The following is a 13,357-nucleotide window of genomic DNA, read 5'->3' as shown; positions in this document are numbered from 1 at the left end:
GAGCTTATTCGGCTGCGATGGCCGCTTTGGCATTGAAACGGTCGATGATCGCGTCGGCACAGTCGCGACCGTCGCGGATCGCCCAGACGACCAGCGATGCACCGCGCACGATATCACCAATGGCATAGACGCCATCCATTTCGGTCTCACCTGTCTGGAATGCAGCCTTAACGGTGCCCCAGCGTGTCACAGGCAAATCCGGTTGGCCGAACAGAGTGGGCAGGTCCTCAGGCTCAAAACCCAACGCCTTGATGACCAGATCGGCCTCTTCCACATAGTCCGCACCTTCGATGACTTCCGGAGCCTGACGGCCCGAAGCATCGGGTTGCCCCAGACGCATCTTCTGCACCATCACGCCGGTTACTTTGTCGTCACCGGTGAACCCTTTGGGCGCGCTGAGCCATTCAAAGACGACGCCTTCTTCCTCGGCATTTTGTGTTTCACGTTGCGAGCCAGGCATATTGGCACGGTCGCGTCGGTACAGACATTTGACCGAGGTCGCGCCCTGACGGATCGAGGTACGCACACAGTCCATTGCCGTGTCGCCGCCACCGATCACAACCACTTTCTTGCCTTCAGCATTCAGGCGGCCATTGTCGAAGTCTTCTACGTCGTCGCCAAAGCTTTTACGGTTCGAGGCGGTCAGGAAATCGATGGCTTTCTCGATTCCACCCAACCCACTTCCTGGCATGGACAAGTCACGCGATTTATAAACGCCAGTTGCAATGATAACCGCGTCATGCTTGGCATGGATTTCCGCAAATTTCTCGGCGTCGACGTCGCAGTTCAGCTCAAATGTCACGCCGCCTTCAAACAGCAGATCGTTGCGCCGTTGCACAACGTCCTTTTCAAGCTTGAAACCCGGAATACCATACATCAACAATCCACCCGCACGATCATAGCGGTCGTAGACAGTGACCTGAATTCCGGCGCGGCGCAGCATGTCTGCAGCAGCCAAGCCACCTGGGCCACCACCGATGATACCCACACTTTCGCTGCGCTCTGCGGTTGGCGCGACAGGCTTCACCCAGCCTTTGTCCCAAGCGGTGTCGGTGATGTATTTCTCGATCGTGCCGATGGTCACGGTGCCATGACCCGATTGTTCGATCACACAATTGCCTTCGCACAAACGGTCCTGCGGGCAGATACGGCCGCAGATCTCGGGGAAGGTATTGGTCGCCTGGCTGGTCTGATACGCCTCTTCCAGACGACCGGTGGCCGTTAGGTTCAGCCAGTCGGGGATGTTGTTGTGCAGCGGGCAGTGTGACTGGCAATAGGGCACGCCACATTGGCTGCACCGGCTGGCTTGTTCTTCCGCTTTGGCAGCGGCATATTCCGCATAGATCTCGTTGAAGTCTTCCTTGCGCACATCAGCGGCGCGTTTTTCCGGCATGTCCCGGTCGATCTGCACAAATTTCAGCATCGGTTGCTTGGCCACGGGTCAGACTCCATGAATTGGCTTGGTCCGGTCTCTTTACGAAATAGTCTTTCGGATTAAAAGTCAATTATACTGACCTAAATTGAGAAAATCGGCCATCTGCAAGTCAATTTCAGAAAAAGTAACCGAATTTTAGTTCCGCTTCGGACCTATTTGTGTGCTTTCTTTTCTTGCACCACCCTTATACCCATACAAGGAAAGCAATAGTGACCGTAACTCGGCAGGGCAGATGAGTCTTTTCCACCTGATTCTCGTAGCAATTATTCAGGGAATCACTGAGTTTTTGCCCATATCTTCATCAGGTCACCTGATCCTTTTGCCAAACCTGACGGGCCTGCAGGATCAGGGGCAAACCATAGACGTTGCGGTGCATGTGGGAACCCTTGGCGCGGTCGTTCTGTATTTCTGGCCGGACGTTAAACGCGCCATTTCGGGCCTACCGCATGCCTTGATTGGCCGTACTGACACAGAACAAGCACGCTTAGCCCTGGGCTTGATCATCGCAACAATCCCGACGGTGATCGCAGGCTTGATCCTGTATATGACCGGGCTGAGTGAGGCCATGCGTTCGATCACAGTAATTGGTTGGACCATGTTGGGTTTCGGTCTGTTGCTGTATTGGATGGACCAGAAAGCCCCACAAACCAAAGAAACCGCAGATTGGGGCGTACGCGACGCGTTCACTATGGGGTTGTGGCAGGTTCTTGCCCTGATTCCCGGCACGTCGCGGTCTGGAATAACCATCACTGGCGCGCGCCAGTTAGGCTATACCCGCGAAGACGGCGCGCGGATTGCCATGTTGATGTCGATCCCGACGATCCTTGCCTCTGGCACCTTGCTTTCTTTGGATGTGATAGGAAACGCCGACGCACAGTTGGCGCGCGACGGCGCCATTGCTGCGGTGTTTGCTTTTATCTCAGCTCTTTTGGCACTCAGCCTGATGATGCGGCTACTGCGCAGCGTCAGCTTCACACCCTACGTCATCTACCGCGTCATTCTTGGCGCGATCCTGCTGTTCATGGCCTACAGCTGATCAGTCCGCAGGTTCTTCGCCGAATTCTGAATCTCGTCATACTGACCCGAGGGGCGGAACTTCCACAAGTATTCCGGCAGCACAGATTCCAACGTGGTCGGCGTGATCTCAAGATCGGCGAAAGACCTTGCTCCATCTGACACCACATTGTCGTTCCGCAGGTTCTTCAGCTGATCGCGGGTCAGAATGTTGTTCGGGAACAACTGGAAACTGACAAACTTCACGACATCCAGAACACCCGCCATGATCCGCGCGGCAAAGAACGGCATACCGATGATAACGCGACGACGATGGATCACTTCCAGCATCTGCTGCATCAAAGCGCGGAAGGTTTTGACCTCGGGGCCACCCAGCTCATACACGCCAGGTTCGGCCTGCCCCAGAACGCCTTTGACCGCGGCCTTGGCCACATCATCCACAAAAACCGGCTGGAATTTGGTTTCGGCCCCAACCAATGGCAGGAACGGCCCCATGCGCGTCATACCGGCGAAGCGGTTGAAGAATTGATCCTCTGTGCCAAAAATCACGGAAGGCCGAAGGATCACCGCGTTCGGCATATGCTTCAACACGCCCTTTTCACCCTGCGCCTTGGTCTGAGAGTATTCGCTGGCGGCGTTGGCGTCAGCGCCAATGGCCGAGACATGAACCATCCGTTCAATCCCCTGCTCAGCCGCCAATCGCGCAATACGCTCGGCCCCTTCGGCCTGTACAGCACCAAAATCGTTTTTGCCCAGTTCGTTCAGAACACCAACGCAGTTGACCACAGCATCCGCACTGTGCATGGCCAACGCAACGGACGCGTCATCGCGGATGTTGCACAACACCGGTTCGACTTGGCCGACGACGCCATAGGGCTTCACGAACATCGCCTCGTTCGGGCGGCGCACTGCTACCCGTACACGCCACCCCTCACTTGCCATGCGCCGCGCGATGTAGCGACCGACAAATCCCGATCCGCCATAAATCGTCACCAGTTTCGACATGAGAGGGCTCCTGCTGAGAAATTGCGCCCTAGACCTAACGCCCGCAAGCCTTCCTAACAAGGCGCTAATTCGCCGCGTGAGGAGTGAAATGCGCCGAGCCAATTCAGCGGCCTAGAAGCAAATTCAAAAAACTTTCAAAAATCTCTGCGAATCTGGTTGACGCCCTCCGCCACTGGGCTTAAACGCCCCCTCACGACACCTGCCCAGGTGGCGGAATTGGTAGACGCGCTAGCTTCAGGTGCTAGTGTCCGTATGGACGTGGAGGTTCGAGTCCTCTCCTGGGCACCAAATTTCTTCCTAACATGCTGAAAATAAACGCGGTTGCGGTAAAGCGTGCCTGTCTACGTTAAGCTCTGTTTGCGTTGTGCGTCCTGTTCTGATCCCTGCTCCGGGTGCAAAGCAAAACGTCACGGCTTGCCCTTAAACACATCGCTAAAAGTCCGAAAATGAAGCGGATCAAGGTATTCGCAATTCGGAGGAGCTGACTGCGCCCTAGCTTTCAACGCAGAAAAGCCTCCGATCAGCGACCGGAGGCTCAAAGGCACACTGATTCAGATGTGATGACCAAATTGGTCTGAGTCAGGCTCAGGCCTGTTTCTGAACTTCGGTCTCTTCTGCAACTTCGACGGGCTCCGCAGTCGCTTCAACCGTTTCAGTCTCGTCCAGCGGCTCTGCCTCTTCCGGATCGTCCGTCTTGTCTTCAAGTGCACCCACGATCAGTGGCAACATGTGAACACCGGTCGCGCTTGCGATCTCGGGCGTCTGGGGCGTTTGCCAGCTGAGCGTATCGAAGCTGCCGCAATTCTGGCAAACCGGGGCCCATTCGGGTTGGATGTCATGACAATTGTCACACACCCACTGCGGACCACGCGGTGCGTTGAGCGCCTTTGCCAGCCAGCCCTGTACAACAGCGTCCGTAGCACCTTCGCCGCGCTCAATGGCGGCCATCAACGTGAAAGCACGCGCATCTCCTTGTTTTTCCACCACATCTCCCAGCGCACGGCGGGCTTCAGGGAAATCTTCGGCTACGATGTTCAACTCGGCAAGAATCAAACGGGTTTCCAAATTCTCGGGATGAATGCGGGTCAGCGCGGTAAAACGCTTGAGCCTTTCCGCAGGCGTTTCATCCGGCGCAATCTCGGCAAAGGCATGGGCCAAATCTGGATGAGGTTGCGCCTCCCAAGCCTTTTTCAGAATCTTGGTCGCGGGGCGGGGTTTGCCTTTGGCGATGTAAGCACGGGCGGCCATGGCCGCGGCAGGCACCAGATCAGGTGACAGTCGATTGGCCTCGATCGCGTGTTCCTGCTGTTCTACGCTCGCATCTTCGTTCAGAATATCCTTCGCTTCGGACAAAGCCAAAACCGCGTCGCGGCGCTTGAACACGTCTCGCGGCAGATAGCCCGCTTTCAATTTGGAAGACAGGGTCGAGCGTGCCCCGGCCCAGTCCTGGGCCTTGGTTTGCAGGTTCAGCAAAACGTCTTGCGTTTCTTCATGGCGCGGTTTGATTGCCAAAGCCTTTTCGGCCAGCTTGCGGGCCGTTTCATCATCACCTTCAGCCAGCTTCTGCTTCATGATCCCGCGTACGCCGACAAAACGGGTCGCGTTGTTGGTGACAAGTTTCTTGTAGGTTTCAGCCGCTTTCTTGGTGTCGCCCGTCATCTCGGCCGCCTGCGCCACCAACAGATTTGTCAGTTCCGGCTTGTTCAGCAGCTTCTCGGCCTTGTTGGCTTTGGTCATTGCTGCGCGCCCCTCACCCGAAGCCAGTGCCATCAGACCATCCGACAACGCCTGATACCCGCGCTGTTCGCGGCTGCGGTCGAAATATCGCGACAGGGCCGTTTCATCGCCGTTGAGGAACTTAAGCGTGGCAACCAAAAGGCTGAGCAGTTTGAAGAACAGCCAAACCGCAAATACCAGCACGCCCAGCGCAATCACGGACTGCAATGGCCCAAGCGTGAATTCCGTGCCCGCAACGGTGATCTGCACCCCACCGCTGGTTTGCATCAGGAACTGACCGCCCAGCGCCAGCAGGCCAATAATCGCAACAAAAACGAGGATCTTAAACAGTGACCACAGCATGGCAGGTCCTTCAGTTCGAGTTCAGGCCAGAAGCCAAAGTATTCGCCGCATCGACGGCAGCGACCCGTGTCTGAGCCGCCTGCTCCCAATCGGCCATCGCGGTCTGCGCCGCTTCGGGAAGTGATTTCAGCTCGCTCAACGCTTTGGACAGGTCTCCGTCCGCCAGCGCAGCCTGAGCGCGCGACAGAACGGCGTCCGGCCCATCCCCTTCTTGTGGCGTGACCGAACGCGCACCCGTTTGCCGTTGCAAAAAGGCAATCAGGCCGGTGCCCTTGTCCGCATCACGCGCGTTTGCCAAAGCATTTCGGGCTGCTGGCTCAAAAGAAGCCCGAAGTGACGACAAGGTTTCCACACCTTTGTCAGCCGGCGCGCTCAATGCGTCAGGCACATCGACACCACCCGCCTTCAATTCCGCAACCAGTTCGGAATAGGGTTGGCCCGCATCCAACTGCCCATGCACACGAGACAGAACCGCAGCATTTGATGCCGTCTGAGCTTCGGCAGATGCTTTCGCCTCGAGCGCTTGCGCGTCCGACACCATCTTTTCGACCTCAGCCCGTTGCGCCGCCAGCGAATCCTGAAGCTTTTTCAGCTCAGCCTCAAATGCGGCAGTGGCCTCGGGTGATGCGTTGGCTTCGATTGGGGCTTTCTCAAGCGTTGCGATCCGTTCCGATAAAGGCGTGACCTGACCGGACAGCGCATCAACTGATGATTTGACCGCGTTCAGGTCACCTTCGACCGGTGCCAGCTTGTCAGACAGGGCTTTGACCTGATCGGTCAGACCAGAAACGTCTGGAGTGTTTGCCAGCGTCTGAGACAGCTTCGCAATCTGATCCGACTGATCCGCCAGTTTCGATTCCAGTGCCGCCAGAGCGTCCGAGTTGTCGGTTCCACCCGGTAACAGCCCACCATTGCCCAGCGCAAATCCGACTACAGCGGCGACAGCACCGCCCAGCAAAGCGGGCACAAATCCACCGCGCTTTTCCACCACACGCTCGACAGTTTTTTCTTTGACCGGAGCGGTATCTTCCGGCGGTACTTCGGCTTCGGCTTCGGCTTCGGCTTCGGCTTCGGCTTCGGCTTCGGCTTCGGCTTCGGCTTCGGCTTCGGCTTCGGCTTCGGCTTCGGCTTCGGCTTTCGGCTTCGGCTTCGGCTTCGGCTTCGGCTTCGGCTTCGGCTTCGGCTTCGGCTTCGGCTTCGGCTTCGGCTTCGGCTTCGGCTTCGGCTTCGGCTTCGGCTTCGGCTTCGGCTTCGGCTTCGGCTTCGGCTTCGGCTTCGGCTTCGGAAAGGTCTTCTGCTACAGGTTCATCGGGGTCAACAGGCGTATCTTCCTGTTGCAGCTCGGATTCAACAACGTCGTCTGCCTTGGGGTCTTCCACCGGCTTTTCCTCGGATTTCTTCTTACCAGCCACCGCAATATTCCCCTTATCGAATCCAAATTCAGATGAATAACAGCCCAAGTTAAGTTAATCGGGGACCTCGCCTCCCTCAACCCGCAACACATGTTTTACAAGCTTTTTAACTGCCTTACGCATTTTCTTGGGTGTCGGCGCTTTGGCGATCTTTAGGTGCGCATAGTCCATGGAATAAAGGGGATCGGCCGTTGCCTGACTGATTGCGGCAAGCCAAAGCGGCGCTGAGCCGGACCAAATATCGGCAAAATGTCGCGCCGTGCGCGGCGAAAATAATGGGGCGATGACTGGCAAATTTCGGTCTGCGGCGTCTGCCGCCTCGGGTGTTAGCGGCAACAGAAGCTGCTGATAAACCGGCTGCTCGCGCACAGTCAGACCGGATTCGGTAAGTCGAGCCGCGATATTGCCGCGAGTGTGCTCGCCCCGTAAATGCAACAAAGGGCTGTCGGGCCGATTCTTCAGCAAATATCCCACAAGCTCTTCGGCTGCGGCCCCAACCATCTCGGCCTGCCAGCCGTAACCTTTGGCGGTCCCGGTCGTCGACGGACCGACGCAATAAGCAGGCAACGTGCGATCAACACCTTTGGAAGCCGCCGCATTCACCGCGTTGGCCGAGGTGAAAATCAGGCCCTTCACTCCCTCTGTTTCGACCGCGACGCTCAAGGGTCGGATCTCGAGAATAGGAGAATAGATAACCTGAACCCGGGATCTGACGCGGGTTGGCAACTGCGCGACAAACCGTTTCGAGGCTGCACGCGGGCGGGTCATCAACAAATACAACGTATGGCGCCTTGGCCCTTGAGGATTGTTTGCATCCGCGCAGGGTGATACCCCGCCGTTGATGACATGATGCAACGGATCAGGGTGATGGTGCAAACACTTACCGTGCTGGGTTTGGAAAGTAGCTGTGACGACACGGCTGCCGCCGTTGTGCGCCAAACCGAAGGCGCGCATGCTGAAATCCTGTCGTCGGTGGTACATGGTCAAACCGATCTGCACAGCGCCTATGGCGGTGTTGTGCCCGAAATCGCCGCGCGTGCGCATGCGGAAAAGCTGGACATCTGCGTAAAACAAGCGCTGGAGGCCGCTGACCTTGATCTGCGCGATATGGATGCCATAGCCGTCACAGCGGGCCCTGGCCTGATAGGCGGCGTCATGTCTGGCGTCATGTGCGCCAAAGGGCTGAGTGCCGCGACCGGTTTGCCCCTGATAGGCGTCAATCACCTTGCCGGGCACGCGCTGACACCGCGCCTGACAGACGGGATCAGCTTTCCCTATTTGATGCTTCTGGTCTCTGGCGGCCATTGCCAATACCTGATTGCTCACGGACCCGAGCAATTCACGCGCCTTGGCGGCACAATTGATGACGCGCCCGGAGAAGCCTTCGACAAAACAGCGCGCCTTCTGGGCCTGCCACAACCCGGTGGTCCGTCTGTTGAAGCTGAGGCCCGCGCAGGGGATCCCAAACGCTTTCGCTTTCCCCGGCCGCTGCTGGACCGGCCCGGTTGCGATCTGTCCTTCTCGGGGTTGAAAACGGCTTTGATGCGGATGCGCGACCAGATCGTTGCCGAAAAGGGCGGGCTGACCCGTCAGGACCGCGCGGATTTATGCGCCGGATTCCAACAAGCGATTGTGGACACCTTGGCCGAGAAAACCCGACGCGCGATGGACCAGTATCTGGTCCTCAACCCTTCCGAACCCGTCATCGCCGTTGCCGGAGGCGTCGCGGCAAATTCGGCTATTCGAGCTGCGTTAGAGACTGTTTGTGCGGAAAAAGGCACGCGATTCACGGCCCCGCCGCTGCCCTTGTGCACAGACAACGCCGCCATGATCGCCTATGCCGGGCTGGAGCGTTTTCGCACCGGCGCGCGCGACGGTCTGGACCTGACCGCACGTCCCCGTTGGCCTCTGGATCAGCGCAGCCCCGCAATGCTGGGCAGTGGCAAGAAAGGGGCCAAGGCATGAGCATTTCTGTCCTGGGCTCTGGCGCATTTGGAACCGCACTGGCGATTTCATTGGCGGGCAATGGGCAGGTTACGCTGTGGTCGCGTGACGAAAACCAAGCGCGACAAATGCAAGAGGCACGAAGAAACGAGGCCCGCCTGCCCGGTGTAACCTTGCCGCCAAACATTGCCGCTACGGCAGATATACAGGAAGCGTGCACAGCAGATACACTTCTTCTGGCTGTGCCGATGCAGAAACTGCGACAGGCTTTGACGGATCATGCACCCTTGTTGCAGGGCAAAACACTGGTTGCCTGCTGCAAAGGGATCGAATTGTCCACGGGCCTCGGACCGATAGCCGTGATTGAAAGCGTTGTACCAAATGCCAACATCGCGCTGCTGACCGGGCCCAGCTTTGCTGACGACATCGCACGCGGCCTGCCAACTGCGCTGACACTGGCATGTGCAGATGCCCAGATCGGCAAAACGCTGCAAGCCGAACTAACAACGACAAATCTTCGTCTTTATCGCACGACCGACACGGTTGGGGCCGAGCTAGGCGGTGCGCTAAAAAACGTTATGGCCATCGCATGCGGCGCGACAATGGGGGCCGGATTGGGCGACAGTGCGCGCGCGGCATTGCTGACCCGCGGCTTTGTTGAGATGCAGCGATTCGCCACGGCCCGGGGCGCGCGCCCTGATACTCTGATGGGATTGTCGGGACTGGGTGACCTTGTTCTGACCTGTTCGTCTGACTTGTCGCGAAATTACCGTTTTGGCCTGAGTTTGGGTCTAAACCAGAGTTTTGACAGCCAGACGACAGTCGAAGGTGTCGCCACAGCGCGCGCCATGTCGGACATCGCTGAAAAAGAAGGGTTGGACATGCCTATCAGCACTACGGTGGCGGATCTGAGCCACGGTGCATACAGTGTGTCTGAGGCCATTCAAACCTTGCTCAATCGACCCCTTAAGGAGGAATAAATGCTGATCGCTCTCATCGCCAAAGACAAGCCCGACGCGCAGCAAACCAGGCTGGACAACCGCGCCGCTCACCTAGCTTATATCGAAGAGACGGGCGTGGTTTCTCAGGCGGGGCCCCTGTTGAATGGTGATGCTATGATCGGGTCGTTGATCATTTTGGACGTCGCCGATACCGCCGCCGCGCAGACCTGGGCCGACAATGACCCCTATGCCAAGGCGGGGTTGTTTCAATCGGTTGAGCTGATTCCATGGAAAAAGGTGATCGGCTGATGGCGTATTGGCTGTTCAAGTCCGAACCTTCAACCTGGAGCTGGAACCAGCAATCCGCAAAAGGGGATAGCGGCGAGGAATGGGATGGCGTGCGAAACTATCAGGCGCGCAATTTCATGCGGCAGATGGCCGTTGGGGATCGCGGGTTCTTTTACCACTCGCAAAAAGACAAATCAGTGGTAGGCATCGTCGAGGTCTGCGCCGAAGCTCATCCAGATAGCACCACCGATGATGATCGATGGGAATGCGTGGACATCAAGGCAGTTCGTCCCTTTGCCAAACCGGTGACGCTGGACCAGATCAAGGGGGACGAACGTCTAGCTGAAATGGTGCTAGTCAAGAACTCGCGCTTGTCGGTGCAGCCGGTGACTGAGGACGAATGGAAGGTGATTTGCGCATTGGGCGACACGCAGCCTGATTGACGTGCAAACCTTGTGTCTGGCGTAAAACTTCTCAAGCGCTCGACAAAATGCTATGTTTCTCTGGGCTTCGCCGGGTGGGGGCTTGCCATCTGCTGTTTTTTGTAATCGCAGACGCTTGGTGGTGTTCGAATAAAATTCGGTCTTTCTTGAAAGTGTGACCCCATGTCTGACGTTAAAGGCGGCAGTGGGATTCTCGAAGACGCCGTCGCTGCGAAGAACACAAAAACCTGGGAAGCGCGCCTGAAAGAGGCGCGCGAAAAGCGTGCAAACGCGCTGGCTGATGGAAAGGTCGAAGCGCGCGAACCACCGCGCTTGAAACCAACTGAGACAGACCTTCTACCGCCAACAGATGACACTGAGATCGACGAGATCGTGTCCGAACGGGTGCGCTCACTCCACCTGGATGAACCTGTCAGCAAACCGCCTTCGAAAAGCCGAATCCCAATTATTGTGGCGGCTCTGTTATGTGGGGCTTTGCTGCATTGGGCAGGAACAAAGCTGATTGAAGCCCAACAGTCCACGCCCAAAAACTCCGTCGTGCAGTCGAATGATCCTGGCGACGAACCTGCATTGGACGAAACACTTTCGCCTACAGCGGCATCAACCGAACAAATTCCAGAGGATCCTGCTGCGCCCGCGCTTGAAGAAGAAATCCAAGCTCCGATTCTTGAGAAAAAGCCAGTTCCGCCTCCCATTGAAATTGATGAAACACCACTGCAAGAAACCGAAGCGTCACTTGCCCCGCCAATTGTGTTTCTTCCCGCCTCACTTGAACCTGTTTTGGAGGATCCGGAAACGCTTGCCAAACCGGTGTCATTTTCAGTTCCCGTTGCGCCGCCATATCCCGATTCCGGCCTGCTGAAAAAGCGTAGTTCTTTGCAGCCGACACAAGCAGTCTTCGACCCATTGCCCAAAGAGATCACGCAATCAGCGACTCCAAATTACTCTGAGGTAAAACCACTTCAACCCGCTAAACCTTCGATCGACCTTGAAGTGTCACTGTTCGTTCCGGCACGGGTTTCGCAAGACACCAGCGACCGGGCATTCGAACTATTGAACGAAAGCCAGGCGAATGTGGTTGCGACGGCGCGCGTAGGCTATCGGATCAGAGAAACTCAGGTGCGGTATTATCACCCCGCAGACGCCGAGAACGCCGATCTTGCTGCCAAGGCTTTGGGTGGTATTGCGCGGGACTTCACAGGTTCTGGCAGCAAAACACGCCCTGGACGCATTGAAGTCTATCTGGCTGGCTCGGGTGGAGGGGTAAGCCGCGAGTCAGACCGGCAACCGACAAGCTTCGAGACCTTTATAGACCGCATACTCAATGAGCTTAGGTAATAAATAAGGGAAGGTTCTGACGGTGCAGAACCTTCCCTACCCCCGCGTGCTCCCTACTCACCACACGCGTATGGAAATGTCTGGTTCTGACCGTCCTGGTCACAGTTTGAACTTAGCCCAACCGTTGCCGGTGGTTCAAACGTCAAATATTTAAACTACGATTCAAATGAGAAACGCCCGCCGAAGAAGACGGGCGTTGCATGAATTTATCGACAAATCAGCCGTATACCGCTTCTTTGCCAAAATGCTTAGTCAGCATGTAATAAACCACGGCGCGGTATTTGTTGCGCTCGGACATGCCGTAGGTTTCCATGGCTTTGTTGATCCCCTCCATCAGTTCCGGCCCGTCGGCCAGACCCAACTTTTTGATCAGGAAGTTGTTCTTGACTGTTTCCAGTTCGGAGTCTTGGCTGGCTGCAACTGTTGCCGCGTCTGCGTCGTAAATCGCCGGACCGCAACCGATGGTGACCTTGGTCAACAGGTCCATATCGGGGTCCATCCCACATTTGCTTTTCAAATCTTCTGCGTATTTAGCGATCAACTCGTCGCGCTTGCCCATATCCCAGTCTCCTTAATCCATAAATCCGGCAATCCTCACCGATGGCCGGAAGAGTAGCCGCGTCCACGGTTTTTCCAAAAGGAAAAAAATCCGCGATTTCTCCCCCCAAAATCGCGTTTGGAACAGTAACTGCCAAAAGGTCTATCGGCAGTATCCCCAACCGGGGCCTTGCAAGTGGAAATGGTCCGCGTGCAAACGATTGAAATCAGGGCCAAGAACAACGCGAAACCACTCGCAAGCCCCGCGCCAGATCTGGCGCAGAAAAGCGGCTTCCGGTTCTGCGCCCTGCCAGTCAGACAACAAGGTCAGCGTTCGACCATCAGCCGTATCCATACCGATAATGTCGATCGAGTCCGCGCGGGCGTGGCTGCTCCAACCGCTGTTTTCACCCTGCGCGGTGCGCATACGGCGGCAGTTATAGCTGCCGATGTGACGCAATCGGGTTATGTCGGTCCCAAGCAGATCGCGCGCAGCGGGTTGCACAACGTGGTGTTCCCACATGGCCAGGCGCAAGGTGGTGGTGCAGCTGGTTTCCACAGGCTCCATTCGCGCCGTGACCAGTTGCGACAGCAAACCCCGGCCGCTGATGCCACAATTCTGATCGACAACCAGATCCTGCATTGCCGGGAATTGCACACCAGCCTCTGCCAAAGCCGCCCGGCACTGTGCCTCATGCGCCAGCGCGCGATTCAGCTGCCATTTTGTGACCGGCGTCACCGGCGCGCTGATTTTCAGATCGCGCAACGGATTCCAATAAGAAGGCACCGGAGTATTGGGATGCGCCAGCAGCCACCATCCCCCTCCGCCCAACAGGATCACCACGACTGCCAGCCGGAAAATGAAAGACGCCGCCGAGTACAAAAACCGGCGGCGTCCAGAAGTCTGCGTCATCGTCAGAC

General features: G+C 56.9%; 14 protein-coding genes and 1 tRNA gene. 8 read left to right on the top strand and 7 right to left on the bottom strand.

The window, feature by feature from the left end; genetic code table 11:
• Positions 1-4: 4 nt before the first annotated feature.
• Positions 5-1,438, bottom strand: coding sequence for an FAD-dependent oxidoreductase (locus tag GS646_RS17425; RefSeq protein ID WP_171648156.1), 1,434 nt, complete (start codon positions 1,436-1,438; stop codon positions 5-7).
• A gap of 229 nt (positions 1,439-1,667) precedes the next feature.
• Between GS646_RS17425 and GS646_RS17420 the strand changes: the two genes are divergently transcribed.
• Complete coding sequence (locus tag GS646_RS17420) at positions 1,668-2,471, top strand: undecaprenyl-diphosphate phosphatase (protein ID WP_171184754.1); 804 nt, start codon at positions 1,668-1,670, stop codon at positions 2,469-2,471.
• Here GS646_RS17420 and GS646_RS17415 read toward each other — a convergent pair.
• Positions 2,462-3,454 (bottom strand): complex I NDUFA9 subunit family protein, encoded by a 993-nt coding sequence (locus GS646_RS17415; RefSeq protein WP_171184752.1) that lies wholly within the window; start codon positions 3,452-3,454, stop codon positions 2,462-2,464. The genes GS646_RS17420 and GS646_RS17415 overlap by 10 nt on opposite strands.
• A gap of 201 nt (positions 3,455-3,655) precedes the next feature.
• On the opposite strand from GS646_RS17415, the gene GS646_RS17410 reads away from it, so the two are divergent.
• Positions 3,656-3,742 (top strand) — tRNA-Leu (locus GS646_RS17410).
• Between the two features lie 297 nt (positions 3,743-4,039).
• Here the strand turns inward: GS646_RS17410 and GS646_RS17405 are convergent.
• Both GS646_RS17405 and GS646_RS17400 read right to left on the bottom strand, forming a co-directional pair.
• Positions 4,040-5,533, bottom strand: a complete 1,494-nt coding sequence (locus GS646_RS17405; protein ID WP_171184750.1) for a heme biosynthesis protein HemY — start codon at positions 5,531-5,533, stop codon at positions 4,040-4,042.
• Between the two features lie 10 nt (positions 5,534-5,543).
• Positions 5,544-6,521 (bottom strand): COG4223 family protein, encoded by a 978-nt coding sequence (locus tag GS646_RS17400; RefSeq protein WP_171679260.1) that lies wholly within the window; start codon positions 6,519-6,521, stop codon positions 5,544-5,546.
• Between the two features lie 22 nt (positions 6,522-6,543).
• On the opposite strand from GS646_RS17400, the gene GS646_RS22965 reads away from it, so the two are divergent.
• Entirely contained in the window at positions 6,544-6,981 is a 438-nt protein-coding gene (locus GS646_RS22965; RefSeq protein WP_253759614.1) for a hypothetical protein, read from the top strand.
• Positions 6,982-6,999: 18 nt separating this feature from the next.
• Here GS646_RS22965 and GS646_RS17390 read toward each other — a convergent pair whose 3' ends face one another.
• Entirely contained in the window at positions 7,000-7,713 is a 714-nt protein-coding gene (locus GS646_RS17390; protein WP_171184746.1) for a uroporphyrinogen-III synthase, read from the bottom strand.
• Between the two features lie 99 nt (positions 7,714-7,812).
• Between GS646_RS17390 and tsaD the strand changes: the two genes are divergently transcribed.
• From tsaD to GS646_RS17365, 5 genes are all read left to right on the top strand, one after another.
• Positions 7,813-8,910: a tRNA (adenosine(37)-N6)-threonylcarbamoyltransferase complex transferase subunit TsaD gene (tsaD, locus tag GS646_RS17385; protein WP_171184744.1), complete on the top strand. Its 1,098-nt coding sequence runs from the start codon at positions 7,813-7,815 to the stop codon at positions 8,908-8,910.
• Positions 8,907-9,869: an NAD(P)H-dependent glycerol-3-phosphate dehydrogenase gene (locus GS646_RS17380; RefSeq protein WP_171184743.1), complete on the top strand. Its 963-nt coding sequence runs from the start codon at positions 8,907-8,909 to the stop codon at positions 9,867-9,869. Before tsaD ends, GS646_RS17380 begins: the two co-directional genes overlap by 4 nt.
• Complete coding sequence (locus GS646_RS17375; protein ID WP_171184741.1) at positions 9,870-10,139, top strand: YciI family protein; 270 nt, start codon at positions 9,870-9,872, stop codon at positions 10,137-10,139.
• Positions 10,139-10,561, top strand: a complete 423-nt coding sequence (locus GS646_RS17370) for an EVE domain-containing protein (RefSeq protein WP_171184807.1) — start codon at positions 10,139-10,141, stop codon at positions 10,559-10,561. The genes GS646_RS17375 and GS646_RS17370 overlap by 1 nt, the downstream gene beginning before the upstream one ends.
• Positions 10,562-10,723: 162 nt before the next feature.
• Positions 10,724-11,899, top strand: coding sequence for a hypothetical protein (locus tag GS646_RS17365; protein ID WP_171184739.1), 1,176 nt, complete (start codon positions 10,724-10,726; stop codon positions 11,897-11,899).
• A 217-nt stretch (positions 11,900-12,116) separates the two neighbouring features.
• Here GS646_RS17365 and GS646_RS17360 read toward each other — a convergent pair whose 3' ends face one another.
• Both GS646_RS17360 and GS646_RS17355 read right to left on the bottom strand, forming a co-directional pair.
• Positions 12,117-12,458 (bottom strand): DUF2853 family protein, encoded by a 342-nt coding sequence (locus tag GS646_RS17360; RefSeq protein WP_171184737.1) that lies wholly within the window; start codon positions 12,456-12,458, stop codon positions 12,117-12,119.
• A gap of 141 nt (positions 12,459-12,599) precedes the next feature.
• Positions 12,600-13,349 carry an extensin family protein gene (locus GS646_RS17355; protein ID WP_171184735.1) on the bottom strand — a complete coding sequence of 250 codons (750 nt, stop codon included), beginning with the start codon at positions 13,347-13,349 and terminating at the stop codon, positions 12,600-12,602.
• Between the last annotated feature and the right edge of the window lie 8 nt (positions 13,350-13,357).

This window comes from Ruegeria sp. HKCCD4315 (genome assembly GCF_013112245.1).
Classification (GTDB): Bacteria; Pseudomonadota; Alphaproteobacteria; order Rhodobacterales; family Rhodobacteraceae; genus Ruegeria.
This window is presented reverse-complemented; position numbering and strand designations above follow the sequence as displayed.

What these genes read in the sequence shown, in the direction of transcription:
- GS646_RS17420 (WP_171184754.1), top strand. Translation starts at nt 1,668, where the DNA reads ATGAGTCTTTTCCACCTGATTCTCGTAGCAATTATTCAGGGAATCACT.
- GS646_RS17415 (WP_171184752.1), bottom strand. Translation starts at nt 3,454, where the DNA reads ATGTCGAAACTGGTGACGATTTATGGCGGATCGGGATTTGTCGGTCGC.
- GS646_RS17405 (WP_171184750.1), bottom strand. Translation starts at nt 5,533, where the DNA reads ATGCTGTGGTCACTGTTTAAGATCCTCGTTTTTGTTGCGATTATTGGC.
- GS646_RS17390 (WP_171184746.1), bottom strand. Translation starts at nt 7,713, where the DNA reads ATGACCCGCCCGCGTGCAGCCTCGAAACGGTTTGTCGCGCAGTTGCCA.
- tsaD (WP_171184744.1), top strand. Translation starts at nt 7,813, where the DNA reads ATGGTGCAAACACTTACCGTGCTGGGTTTGGAAAGTAGCTGTGACGAC.
- GS646_RS17380 (WP_171184743.1), top strand. Translation starts at nt 8,907, where the DNA reads ATGAGCATTTCTGTCCTGGGCTCTGGCGCATTTGGAACCGCACTGGCG.
- GS646_RS17375 (WP_171184741.1), top strand. Translation starts at nt 9,870, where the DNA reads ATGCTGATCGCTCTCATCGCCAAAGACAAGCCCGACGCGCAGCAAACC.
- GS646_RS17370 (WP_171184807.1), top strand. Translation starts at nt 10,139, where the DNA reads ATGGCGTATTGGCTGTTCAAGTCCGAACCTTCAACCTGGAGCTGGAAC.
- GS646_RS17365 (WP_171184739.1), top strand. Translation starts at nt 10,724, where the DNA reads ATGTCTGACGTTAAAGGCGGCAGTGGGATTCTCGAAGACGCCGTCGCT.
- GS646_RS17360 (WP_171184737.1), bottom strand. Translation starts at nt 12,458, where the DNA reads ATGGGCAAGCGCGACGAGTTGATCGCTAAATACGCAGAAGATTTGAAA.
- GS646_RS17355 (WP_171184735.1), bottom strand. Translation starts at nt 13,349, where the DNA reads ATGACGCAGACTTCTGGACGCCGCCGGTTTTTGTACTCGGCGGCGTCT.